The 12,247-nt window shown below is 55.0% G+C and carries 12 protein-coding genes; 10 read left to right on the forward strand and 2 right to left on the reverse strand.

What is annotated here, in order from left to right:
• Positions 1 to 24 precede the first annotated feature (24 nt).
• Positions 25 to 1,032 carry a BMP family protein gene (locus TH3_RS01980; RefSeq protein WP_040060420.1) on the reverse strand — a complete coding sequence of 336 codons (1,008 nt, stop codon included), beginning with the start codon at positions 1,030 to 1,032 and terminating at the stop codon, positions 25 to 27.
• A 464-nt stretch (positions 1,033 to 1,496) separates the two neighbouring features.
• On the opposite strand from TH3_RS01980, the gene TH3_RS01985 reads away from it, so the two are divergent.
• Positions 1,497 to 2,597, forward strand: a complete 1,101-nt coding sequence (locus TH3_RS01985) for a site-specific DNA-methyltransferase (RefSeq protein ID WP_007089074.1) — start codon at positions 1,497 to 1,499, stop codon at positions 2,595 to 2,597.
• 142 nt (positions 2,598 to 2,739) lie between these two features.
• Positions 2,740 to 2,949, forward strand: coding sequence for a hypothetical protein (locus TH3_RS01990; RefSeq protein ID WP_007089073.1), 210 nt, complete (start codon positions 2,740 to 2,742; stop codon positions 2,947 to 2,949).
• An 84-nt stretch (positions 2,950 to 3,033) separates the two neighbouring features.
• On the opposite strand, the gene mutY is transcribed toward TH3_RS01990, so the two are convergent.
• Positions 3,034 to 4,104, reverse strand: a complete 1,071-nt coding sequence (mutY, locus tag TH3_RS01995; RefSeq protein ID WP_007089072.1) for an A/G-specific adenine glycosylase — start codon at positions 4,102 to 4,104, stop codon at positions 3,034 to 3,036.
• A gap of 80 nt (positions 4,105 to 4,184) precedes the next feature.
• Between mutY and TH3_RS02000 the strand changes: the two genes are divergently transcribed.
• The 8 genes from TH3_RS02000 to TH3_RS02035 all read left to right on the forward strand — a co-directional run bounded on the left by TH3_RS02000 (position 4,185) and on the right by TH3_RS02035 (position 12,199).
• The gene (locus tag TH3_RS02000; protein WP_007089071.1) at positions 4,185 to 4,808 is read left to right on the forward strand and encodes a DUF721 domain-containing protein; all 624 of its coding nucleotides are present in this window, start codon (positions 4,185 to 4,187) and stop codon (positions 4,806 to 4,808) included.
• A gap of 233 nt (positions 4,809 to 5,041) precedes the next feature.
• Complete coding sequence (locus tag TH3_RS02005; protein ID WP_007089070.1) at positions 5,042 to 5,638, forward strand: thioredoxin domain-containing protein; 597 nt, start codon at positions 5,042 to 5,044, stop codon at positions 5,636 to 5,638.
• Positions 5,639 to 5,710: 72 nt separating this feature from the next.
• Positions 5,711 to 9,244, forward strand: coding sequence for a chromosome segregation protein SMC (gene smc / locus TH3_RS02010; RefSeq protein ID WP_007089069.1), 3,534 nt, complete (start codon positions 5,711 to 5,713; stop codon positions 9,242 to 9,244).
• Between the two features lie 489 nt (positions 9,245 to 9,733).
• The gene (locus TH3_RS23225; protein ID WP_007089068.1) at positions 9,734 to 10,087 is read left to right on the forward strand and encodes an AtpZ/AtpI family protein; all 354 of its coding nucleotides are present in this window, start codon (positions 9,734 to 9,736) and stop codon (positions 10,085 to 10,087) included.
• 33 nt (positions 10,088 to 10,120) lie between these two features.
• A complete protein-coding gene (locus TH3_RS02020) occupies positions 10,121 to 10,843 on the forward strand; it encodes a F0F1 ATP synthase subunit A (protein WP_007089067.1) in 723 nt (240 codons plus the stop codon).
• 60 nt (positions 10,844 to 10,903) lie between these two features.
• Positions 10,904 to 11,128, forward strand: a complete 225-nt coding sequence (locus tag TH3_RS02025; RefSeq protein WP_007089066.1) for an ATP synthase subunit C family protein — start codon at positions 10,904 to 10,906, stop codon at positions 11,126 to 11,128.
• Between the two features lie 74 nt (positions 11,129 to 11,202).
• Positions 11,203 to 11,688, forward strand: coding sequence for a F0F1 ATP synthase subunit B family protein (locus TH3_RS02030; RefSeq protein WP_007089065.1), 486 nt, complete (start codon positions 11,203 to 11,205; stop codon positions 11,686 to 11,688).
• Positions 11,689 to 11,692: 4 nt separating this feature from the next.
• Positions 11,693 to 12,199 carry a F0F1 ATP synthase subunit B family protein gene (locus TH3_RS02035; RefSeq protein WP_007089064.1) on the forward strand — a complete coding sequence of 169 codons (507 nt, stop codon included), beginning with the start codon at positions 11,693 to 11,695 and terminating at the stop codon, positions 12,197 to 12,199.
• Positions 12,200 to 12,247: the final 48 nt, after the last annotated feature.

A 12,247-nucleotide genomic window follows, 5' to 3' on the forward strand; every position in this document is an offset into this window, starting at 1 on the left:
ACTGCCTGCAAAGTGGAAGAAATCTTACATGGAAGATTTCGGTTCTTCGTCATTCACCTTGACGGTAAAGCTGCCATCCAGAATTTCTGCCTGTTTGGCGTCAACTTCGGCAACAGCACCTTCGGGCAGAAGGGCGCTATCAAGAACGACGGTGCCGCCGCCCGGTTTCATGTAGCTGAGTTTGCCGTAATCTTCGGCCTTGAATTCACCAGCTTTGACCGCTGCAATCGCATGATCCACCGTCGGCTCCATGTGCCAAAGGGCCGAACCCAGAATGGTGCCCGGATAGTCTGCCGCGGTATCGATCACGTTGCCAACAGCCAGAACGCCGCGTTCCTTCGCGGCATCCGAAACGCCAAAGCGTTCGGCATACATGACATCCGCACCCTTATCGATCATCGCAAAGGCGGCTTCTTTGGCTTTGGGCGGATCGTACCAGCTGTTGATGAAGGTCACGGTAAATTCGACATCCGGATTGACCGATTTGGCACCTTCCATGAAGGCATTCATCAGGCGGTTGACTTCCGGAATGGCAAAACCGCCAACCATGCCGATTTTGTTCGATTTGGTCGCCTTGCCGGCTGCCATGCCAACAAGATAGCTTGGTTCATGGATATAGTTGTCAAAGACCGAGAAATTGTCGCCTTCGGGGCCGAAGCTTGAGCCCATCAGAAACGCGGTTTCGGGATAATCGGCGGCAACCTTGCGGGCCGCGCGTTCAACACCGAAAACTTCGCCCAGAATAAGGGCCGAGCCATTTTCGGCATATTCACGCATCACGCGTTCATAGTCGGTATTGGCGACGTTTTCGGAAAATTCATAGGTGATGTCGCCGCGTTCCTGAGCGGCATTCAGCGCCTTGTGGATACGCGAAACCCACTGCTGTTCGACCGGAACGGTGTAAATCGCCGAAACCTTGATCGGGTCGGCTGCCATTGCCGGTACGCCAAGGCCAAAAGATACCACCGCGGCTGCTGCGGCCATGGCCGATAGCATTGCGCGACGGGAAAGACGGAAAGTGTCAGACTTCATGATGTCCCCCTGCAGGTTATTGCCAATCTTGAAAATTCTATTTTTCTGCGTATTTGATATGCAGATTGTATACATGATCATAAGAAGGGCAAATGCAGAGTTGTCCAAACGGTCAAATTACCGTTTTCGGCTAAATTGCTGTAACGCAATTCACATCAGGATGTATTGAACTACGTGAATATACGGATGCGCGCGTTAGCTATCTGCGAATTCACATTTGAATTCTTGCCGCACATACCCGGTCAGACCAGAACGAAGTCAAGGAGTCCGATGAAGATATGCGGGGTTTTTGACCGCTACTGTCCGGGATGAAAATCTTCCTGTTTTTGGGCCGAACCGGTTAAGATTGTCTAAACGGCTGAAATTACTTTGAAACTGTGGCGACTCCTTGGAAATTTTCGGAGTCTATTAACTTTTTGCGGTGATGCTTTCCTCAAGAAATATGGGGGAACCTGGAACGCATCATGACAAAGAAAACATCCTTACCGCTTGATCAGGTTATGGTCGGGGACTGCATCGAACTGATGAATAGCCTGCCGGAAAAGTCGGTCGATCTGATTTTCGCCGATCCGCCCTATAACCTGCAGCTGGGTGGTGATCTGCTGCGCCCTAATAATTCCAAGGTCGACGCGGTTGACGATCATTGGGACCAGTTTGACAGTTTCCGTCACTATGACGAGTTCACCCGTGACTGGCTGACCGCCGCGCGCCGTGTCCTTAAGGATACCGGTGCGATCTGGGTGATCGGTTCGTATCACAACATTTATCGCGTCGGCACGGTGATGCAGGATATCGGTTACTGGATCCTGAACGACATCGTGTGGCGCAAAACCAACCCGATGCCGAATTTCCGTGGCAAACGTTTCTGCAATGCGCATGAAACCCTGCTGTGGTGTTCGAAAAATGCCGAGCAGAAAGCGATCACGTTCAATTACGAAGCGATGAAGCAGCTCAACGAAGGATTGCAGATGCGGTCCGACTGGTTGCTGCCGATCTGTTCCGGGTCCGAGCGCCTGAAGAATGAAAAGGGTAAAAAGGTCCATCCGACCCAGAAACCCGAAGCATTGTTGCAGCGTGTTCTGCTGGCGACGACCCGTCAGGGCGACGTTGTACTTGATCCGTTCTTTGGTACCGGCACCACCGGTGCGGCAGCGCGCCGCCTTGGCCGTCACTTCATCGGGCTTGAGCGCGAGGAAGAATATGCAAAGGCCGCCAAGGAACGCATTGCCAAGGTCCAGATGCTTGATGGTGAAAGCCTTGAGATGACGGAGTCGAAGCGATCACTTCCGCGTATTCCGTTCGGTGCGGTCATTGAACGCGGTCTTCTGGCGCCGGGCGACAAGATTTATGACAACCGCGGCAATGTTGCAGCGCTTGTTCGTGCCGATGGCTCAATCAGTCACAAGGACAATGCCGGTTCGATTCACCAGATCGGTGCCCATGTTCAGGGTGCACAGGCTTGTAATGGCTGGACTTATTGGCATTACAAGTGTGACGGGCGATTGGTTGTGATCGACAATCTGCGCAGTCAGCTTCGCAAGGAAATGGGGCAGGTTTCCGCCTGATTTCGTGCGGTGCAGCACGCTTAAAATGATCTGATCTGGAAGGCCGGGATGGTTGTGAAACCTTCCGGCCTTTTGCATTCGGGCGCAATTCTTGCTATATCTTGAATCTTGGAATTATCCGTAAGGATAGATGGAGAGCCCCATGCAGGTTGGCGCAACAGGTAGTGCCGCTTACGCACCGAACCCGGTCCAGATCCAGCAGGCAGCTGCACCGATCGCCGAAACCGGTGGTAACGATCTTCAGTCACCGTCGGCCCAGCGGGTCGATCAGGTGGCAGAAGCCGACACGTCACAACAATCGGCCCCGCCGAGCAGCACGGGCCGTGGGCAGGTTATTGATATATACGCCTGACCACCTTATTAACGATTTAAAAGGCCCGCGCCGGAATGGCAACGGGCCTTCTTTTTGTGTTTTGAACGGTCGGTTGACGCCGACCTAGCGGTATTTCAGCGCGTGACGCACGATTTTTTTCATCACCGTCGGCAGAGCGAATTCAGATAACCCGTCAATCGTTGTCCAGCTGCCATCAAGTTTTGCCGCGTCGCTTTCAGCTATATTGGCGGCAAGGACCGTCACATCGAGATGGAAATGGGTGAAAGTGTGCCCGACAGTACCATCTAGTTCCGTCCAACTTGCCTTGATCGGGGCTTCGGACAACATCACATCGTCCGGGGCCTCAATCGCGCGCCAGTCACTGCCCGGCACTTCGTAAAGTCCACCCAGCAGACCCTTTTCCGGGCGGCGCCGGACCAGAATTTTACCGTCTTCGCGCCGTATCCAGAAGGCATAGCCAACCCGGGTTGGTTTGGCGGGTTTCTTACGTTTTTTGGGTAGTTCCGGGGCAATGCCCGATTTGCGGCCTTCGCAGGAAGCCTGCCACGGGCAAATGCCACATGCCGGATTGCGTGGCGTGCAGATCGTTGCGCCCAAATCCATCAGCGCCTGCGCATAGTCGCCCGGCCGGTCGGACGGGGTCAGGGCCGCCGACTTTTCCTTGATTTCGGGTTTGACGTCGGGCAGTGGGGTTTCAAGCGCAAAAAGACGGGATATGACCCGTTCGATATTGCCATCGACCGGGCTTGAATGACGGTTAAAGGCGATGGCTGCAACGGCGGCGGCGGTATAGGGACCGATGCCGGGCAGCTTCAGAAGGCCTTCTTCGGTATCGGGGAACCGGCCGCCATATTCATCGGCAACAACCTTGGCGCATTTGTGCAGGTTGCGTGCGCGTGCATAATATCCCAGACCTTGCCAGGCATGCAGAACTTCATCGAGATCGGCATTGGCAAGATCGTTGACAGTCGGCCAGCGTTGCAGGAATGCCGCGAAATAGGGACCGACCGTAATCACGGTGGTCTGTTGCAGCATGATTTCGCTAAGCCAGACGCGGTAAGGGTCCTGCGCGTCGCCCGGTTCGGCACGCCATGGAAGGGTGCGATGATGACGGTCATACCAGTCCAGCATGGTCCGACCGAGGTGATGGATTTCGTCGTTGGTGAAATGCACGGCGTTCCCGTGTTATGTTGCGGGGATGAAAACGGGTAATTACGTTTAGGTCAGATTCAGACCCTACGAAAGAAGCGGGCGTGAGCAAGCAAAAAGATATGACCGATACGCCGACACATAGCACGCCAGATCAGCGTGCCGATATGGTTGCTGCAAAAAATGCGGTCAAAAAGAAACAAAAGATTACCCCGATGGGCAGTTCGGAGCGCCGCATGGGCCTGCGCAATATTGCCGCCATGGTTGGCAATCTGACACGTCCGCTGGTCCGCAAACGCGGTTTCTTTCAGGCCGAAATCATTTTGCACTGGTCCGAAATTGTCGGTCGCGATCTTGAACAATTCACCATGCCGGTCAAATACAATCCGCCTCGCGGCGAAAATGCCGGGGGCGGAACCCTTGTGATCCGGGTGATGGGACCGGTGGCGATTGAATTACAGCACCGCATGCCGCAGATCATCGACCGGGTGAATACCTATTTCGGATATCGCGCGGTTGAACGCATCAAGATGATGCAGGGCGATATTTCCCGCCCGGAGCGCACCGTCAAACGGCCGGAAAATGTGCCCGAAGGTCCGATCCGCGAAACCAGCGAGATCGATATCGCCAAAATCGAAGACCCGCATCTGCGCGAAGTGCTGACCCGGCTTGGACGCCGCATTTCGGGGGACGTTCACGCGCGGGGGCAACCGGGACAGAAGAAATAGCCGGTGAAATTGCGTTTAAAATCACGTGTAAGTCATTTGCCAATCGGTGGCCCAAAGCCTTATTCCGATGCGGGCCGGATCGAATCATTTTCCCATAATGTTTGATCACGGAGTTGCCGCATTTCCAAACGATGTTGGCGACTCGTTGGCTCATTAGCGCTTTTGGGGGGCGTGTTGACTCCCGCGCTGCAACAGGCTTGTAATCACAAAATATTGTTTTAACGGAGGTTTCCTTGCTGAAGGCAGTTAAGTTTTTTGCGGTCGCATGTGCATTTGCGATTGGTGTTGTCGGGGCGCAGCAGGCCGAGGCTGTAGAATATAAGGAACATGTGCTTGGCAATCCGGATGCGCCGGTGACGATCATCGAATATGCGTCGCTGACCTGCCCGCATTGCGCCACATTCCATAATGAAACCCTGCCGGAGATCAAGAAATCGTTGATCGATACCGGAAAGGCCAAGCTGATCTTCCGCGATTATCCGCTTGATGGCGTTGCGGTTCGCGCGGCGGCTGTTGCGCAGTGTGCCGGTGATGACCGTTATTTTGGTGTTTTGGGCATGCTGTTCAAATCGCAGATGACCTGGGCACGGGCCGCAGACCCGATTGACGGGATTAAACAGGTGGTTCGTTTTGCCGGTATGGATGGCGATGCGGTTGATGCCTGCATGGCGGACGAGGCCCTGATCGACGGGATCGTTGCATCGCGCATGCGCGGCGAACAGGAATTCAAGGTCAATTCAACGCCGAGCTTCGTGATTGATGGTGAAACCTTTGCCGGTTCGCGCGATCTGAAGTTCTTTGAAGACAAAGTCGAAGATCTGACCAACTGATAAATATGATCCTGCCGGATGCTGCAGATGCGACATCCGGCAATCAGGGGAAGGGACGGATCGGGGGCATGATTGGTCCAGTTTAAATCGCTACGGCTGACGGGGTTCAAATCCTTCGTCGATTCAACCGAATTGCTGGTTGAAGACGGGTTGACAGGTGTTGTCGGCCCGAATGGCTGTGGCAAATCCAATCTTGTCGAAGCCCTGCGCTGGGTCATGGGTGAAACCTCTGCCAAGCAGATGCGCGGCTCGGACATGTCCGACGTTATTTTTGGCGGGACATCGTCGCGTCCTGCGCGGAACGTGGCCGAAGTTACCGTCGTTCTGGATAATGCCGAACGCAAAGCACCGGCGATGTTCAACGATCACGAAACGCTTGAGGTCGTGCGACGTATCGAACGCAGCGGCGGGTCGAATTATCGGGTCAATGGCAAGGATGTCCGTGCGCGTGACGTCCAATTGCTGTTTGCCGATGCCGCGACCGGGGCACGGTCAAACGCGATGGTGTCACAGGGCAAGATCGGTGCGCTGATCGGAGCGAAGCCAAGTCAGCGCAGACTGGTTCTGGAGGAAGCCGCCGGTATTACCGGCCTGCATTCACGCCGTCACGAGGCCGAGCTTCGACTTAAAAATGCCGAACAGAATATGGAACGCCTTGAAGACGTTCTGGTCACACTCGATAGCCAGATCGCGTCTCTGCAAAAGCAGGCGCGACAGGCCGAACGGTATCGCAAACTTTCCGAAAGCATCCGCCAGACGGAGGCTCTGCTATTCCACATCCGCTGGACCGATGCCGAAAAACGGCAAGCAGATGCCCGTGAATTGCTGGTGCTGGGCGAAAGTGCCGTGCGTGACCTGACCGGTCAGGTGACCGAGGCAACGACCATTCAGGCCCATATTGCGGCAAGCCTTCCGGATCTTCGCAAAAAGGAAAGCGATGCGGCAGCGGCCTTGCAGCGCATGCTGATCGAGCGTGAGGGACTGGACAAGGACAAGTCACAGATCGAAACCCAAATGTCGCAGCTTCGTGCGCGCATCCAGCAGATTGATGCCGACCTTGCGCGTGAAGCAGAACTGGCAAGCGACGCCGAAGGGGCGTTGAACAAGCTTAAGGCAGAACGCGAAGAGCTGGGTGAAGCCCAGGACGGCGAGGATGACGAGCTTGACGAGGCAAAGGAACGCGCCGTCGCGCAGGCCGCAAGGGTTGAAACGCTGGAAGGGCAGGTTGACGAACTGACCAACCGGGCAGCCGCCGAAGAAGCCCGGCTTAAAAGCGTTCAGCAGCGGTTAAGCGAACTTTCCGCCCGCCGGTCACGTTTGACCGAACGCTATGACGAGGCCGTTGCCCGCCTTGATGATATCCGGGTTGAAGCCGATTTTACCGACGCCCTTGAAGAGGCCGGTCTGGTGCTTGAGGAATGCGAAGAACTTTGCGAGCAGCGTAAGCTTGCCATCGAAGATGCCGAAATGCGTCTTGCCGAATTGCGCGACCGTGAAGACAGCCTGAAAACAGCGGAAACCGAATCGCGCGATGCCCTTCGTGATGTCGAAAGCCGCAAGGCGCGGCTTGTCGCCGAGATCGAGGCGCTTGAAAGTCTGGTCAAGGGCAATGCAGATCAGCAGTTCCCGGCGGTGATCGAAAAGCTTTCGGTGACCAGCGGCCTTGAAATGGCGATGGCGGCGGCACTTGGCGAGGACCTTGACGCGCCCGATGCCGAAGATGCCCCGATGCACTGGTCGGCGGTTGACCCTGACGCAGATGACCCTGCCCTGCCCGAAGGGGTCCAGGCACTGGCGAAATTTGTTGACGGTCCGGCATTGCTGAACCGACGCCTTTGGCAGATCGGGGTTGTTGATGACGAGGCAACAGGTAACTGGCTGGCCAAGACGTTGAAAACCGGGCAGCGGTTGGTGTCGCGTGAAGGTGCACTTTGGCGTTGGGACGGCTATCGGATCAAGGTTGGCGCGGAGCTTCCGGCAGCCGCACGTTTGCGACAGCGTAATCGACTTGAAGAATTACGCCTTGAGCTTGAAGAGATCGACGACGCGGTCGAGCTTGCAGCGGAAAAGGCCGATACAGCGCGGGAAAATGTTGAACGTCTTGAAGAAGATGTTGAAGCCGCACGCAACGGCGAACAGGAAGCCCACCGTGCCCTTCGCGAGGCAGAGGGATCATTGGCCCGCGCGCGAGAAGAAATTGCCAATATCAAACGTGACGCCAGTGCCATTGAAGGACGCCTGCAAAACGCTGAAGAAGCCGAAAAGCGTGCCAAGCAGGACCTTGATGAACTGATCGCCGAGCAGGAAGAACTGGCGGCAACGCCCGAGGAATCGAGCGAAGGCCTGATGGAAATCAAGGCTGAGCTGATTGAAAAACGTGCCGAGCTCTCGGATGCGCGCGCCGATCAGATGGAAGCGCGCAGCCAGCTTGAACGCATGCAGCGTGATGCATCGGGGCGTCGCAAGCGACTTGAATTTGTTGAAAGCGAAATCGCATCCTGGAATGATCGCGCATCGGGGGCAGGCGAACGTGTGGCCCAGCTTCGTGAACGTCAGGAAGAAGCGCGCATGGAGATCGAGGAGCTTGAACTTAAGCCCGACGAGATAGAAGAGCGCCGCGCGATCCTTTCCGACCGTATCGAGATTGCCGATCAGGCACGCAAGGACGCGGCGGATGAACTGGTGCGTGCCGAAAATGCGCAGCGCGAAGCCGATCAGAACCTTAAGGAAGCGGAACAGAAACTGGCCGAGGCCCGCGAAGGCCGGGTTCGGTGCGAAGCCCTTCTGGAGCAGGCAGAACAGCATCGTCGCGATTTGATCGAGCGCATTCGCGAACGGGTTAATGCCACGCCTGATCAGCTTTTAGAGCTGGCCGAAATCGATCAGACCAAGGAATTGCCATCCGAAGACGATATCGAGGCCCGTTTGCAGCGTCAGTCGCGCGAACGCGAAAACCTTGGTGCGGTTAACCTGAGGGCCGAGGTCGAACTGGCCGAGATGGAAGAACAGAAAGACACACTGGTTTCCGAACGCGATGACCTGATCGCCGCCATTGATAAATTACGCAATGGTATCAACCAGCTGAACCGCGAAGCACGCAACCGCCTGAAAGCGGCATTTGACGAAGTCGACAAACATTTCCAGCAGTTGTTTGTCCGCCTGTTTGGCGGTGGCGGGGCGCATCTGATGCTGACCGATGCGGACGATCCGCTGGAAGCCGGGCTTGAGATCATGGCATCCCCGCCGGGCAAGAAATTGCAGCACCTTTCATTACTGTCTGGTGGCGAGCAGGCATTGACCGCTGTTGCGCTTCTGTTTGCGGTGTTCCTGACCAACCCGGCACCGATTTGCGTGCTCGACGAAGTTGACGCACCACTTGATGACGCCAACGTCGACCGGTTCTGTAAATTGCTTGAAGCCATTGGCCGCCATGCCAATACGCGTTTCCTTGTGATTACCCACCATCGCATGACCATGGCCCGCATGAACCGCCTGTTCGGGGTGACAATGGCGGAACGCGGTGTTTCCTCGCTGGTGTCGGTCGATTTGCGCCAGGCCGAGGTCTATTCCCAGAAAGAGCAAAAAGAGCTCGATTTTACCAACTGATCATTTGCTTTAGCCCAGTTAAGGATTTTGCTTTGGTGCAATCCGTTTGCCTCTTATTAAAAGGGCCGGTTTCAGATGAATCGGTTTGATGTCACGCGGTTTCTTGCCGTGGATATGAAGCTGTTAGCAGGAAGCCGATGCGAAACCGCGCGGCAAAAGGCGGAAATCAATAAAAAGCGATTGAATTCACAATGGTTACTCAGAAGCCCAATTCAGTGGTTCAACGGGCCAGGAACCAAGGGAAACCGCCGGTTGCAAGCGGTTGTTTATGGAAAAGTCTGATAAGTGCGGCTGCGACTATCGCCTAACATCAAATGTGAATGATTACACATTTCGACGGTAAAATTATTATAAAACAGATGTTTAATGTCAATTTTGTGCCCCCGGCAAGGTGGGGTTTTACGGCTTGACAGCCTATGGGGCGCTAAGTATGTTGCCCGCGCATTTCCTTGCGACGTTTGCAAGGCTGCCACAGCGGGGTTCACGACAATGAGCGATGATAAAGATCGCGCTTCATTAGCAGAGCTTGAAAGCAAGTTGGTGGCCGTAGCAAGCAAGCGTGAAGAAACGCACAGCCCGAACCGGGCGACCGGCAAACCATCCCAAGGGATGGCATTAGGAATGAGAATTTCGGCGGAAATGATCGCTGCTGTTCTTGTTGGACTATTGATTGGCTGGGCGCTGGATCGGGTGCTTGGTACGACGCCCTGGCTGCTTGTTCTGTTTGTATTTCTCGGAGCAGGTGCTGGTGGTCTTAACGCTTATCGGGTGGCCAAAGGATTCGACAGTGCAGTCGGACTTGGACGCGCGATGGGGGAGCGCAAGCAGGGGGACAAGGATTAGCCTTGGCCCTCAAAAGATTGAGCGAGGATTACGGTGGCTGGACCGCTAGAGCAGTTTGAAATCAAGCCCTTGGCCGAGCTTTCGGTTGCCGGCATTGATGTTTCCTTCACCAACTCCGCACTTTGGATGGTGATCGCAGCCGTTCTCGTAACGGGCTTCATGACGCTCAGCATGCGTCGTGGGGCATTGGTACCTGGCCGTTGGCAGGGTGCCGCCGAGGTGATGTATGAATTCGTCGCCAATATGTTGAAAGATAATGTGGGGACCGCGGGGCGCAAGTATTTCCCGTTCGTTTTCACCCTGTTTATGTTTGTTCTGTTCGGGAACCTGCTTGGCATGATCCCGCACAGCTTTACTTTTACGAGCCATATCGCTGTGACTTTTGCGATGGCTCTGGTGATCTTTATCGGTGTGACCATTATCGGCTTCGTTCGCCACGGTACGCATTACTTCCGGATGTTCTTCCCGGCAGGTGCGCCGATTGCAACGGCCTTCATTCTGATCCCGATTGAAATCATCTCCTATTTCTCTCGTCCGTTCAGCCTGGCGATCCGACTGTTTGCGAACATGACCGTCGGACACATCATGCTGAAAGTGATTGGCGGGTTCGTCGGCCTGATCGGCATCTTCGGCGTCCTTCCGTTTGCTCTTCTGACGGGGATTACGGTTCTGGAGTTCGGCATTGCTGCGCTTCAGGCTTATGTCTACACCATTCTCACCTGCATCTATCTCCATGATGCAATCCACATGCACTAATGCTAGTGGACCGGTGTGATCTCTTCTGATTGCCTTTAAGAAATTCGAAAGGGTGAAGTTATGGAACTCGATGCTGCTAAGATGATCGGTGCTGGCCTGGCTGCTATTGGCATGATTGGTGCCGGTATCGGGGTTGGTAACATCTGGTCGAGCCTGATTGCGACTGTTGGCCGTAACCCGGCTGCAAAAGGCGACGTTGAACTGTATGGCTGGATCGGCTTTGCCGTTACCGAAGCTATTGCACTGTTCGCACTCGTCGTTGCGCTGATCGTTCTGTTCGGCTAATCGGCGCCTTTTGCGCGAATACTCGGCCCGGCGAGGATACCCCTCGCCGGTGTCGTTGAATTCGGGAGTAGGCTATGCCGCAGTTTGATATTGCGACGTTCTCGGAACAGATTTTCTGGCTGTTCGTTATTTTTGGCATCCTGTATTTCCTGATGTCGAAAATCGCGTTGCCGAAGGTTGGCGAAGTTCTGGAACGCCGTCACAAGACCATTGAAGACAATCTTGGCAAGGCCCGGGCGTTGAAAGACGAAACCGATGCCGCCATCGCGAAGTACGAGGCTGCCTTGGCAGAAGCTCGTGATGCCGCACAGGCAGATATTCGCGAAGCAACGGAGAAAGCAGCTGCAGAGCAAGCTGCGAAAACCGAAGCGCTGGTCAAGAAACTGTCGAAAAAGACCGCTGATGCCGAAAAGGCAATTGCCGGTGCGAAAGACGACGCAATGAAAGGTGTGGCCGAAGCCGCATCCGAAATCGCCCGTGAAGCAACCGACAAGCTTATCGGTGTCAAGGTTCAGGCCAAAACTGCCGACAAGGCCGTTTCGGCGATTGTAGGAGAGTAAGAAGATGGCAACCCCGCACGAGGTTACGTTCCTTACCGATCCTTACACCTGGACCACGCTTTCTTTCTTGCTGGTTGCCGGTTTCGGCGGCTTCAAGGCTGTTAAGGGTATTTCCGGTGCACTCGACAAGCGTGCGCAGAAAATCTCGGAAGAGCTGGATGAAGCACAGCGCCTGCGTGAAGAAGCTCAGGAGCTTCTGGCCAAATATCAGGCCAAACAGCGCGAAGCATTGAAGGAAGCGGATGAAATCCGCGCCCATGCCAAGGTGGAAGCCGACCGCATGCTGGAGAATGCCCAGGCTGAACTGAAAGCGTCGCTCAAGCGTCGTGAACAGCAGGCCATGGACCGTATTGCCAATCTCGAAACCCAGGCCATTGCCGAAGTTCGTGCCCGTGTGGCCGAAATCGCGGCACAGGCCACATTTGCACTGGTTTCCGAAAAGGTTACTGCTGCAAAGGCAGACGAGCTTGTCGATAGCGCAATTGCGGAAATCAAAGGTCGCCTGAATTAATAGTTTCCGGTTTTCGGAATGCAAAACCCCCGCAGAACTTCTGCGGGG

The sequence above is a fragment of the Thalassospira xiamenensis M-5 = DSM 17429 genome (assembly GCF_000300235.2).
Taxonomy (GTDB): Bacteria; Pseudomonadota; Alphaproteobacteria; order Rhodospirillales; family Thalassospiraceae; genus Thalassospira; species Thalassospira xiamenensis.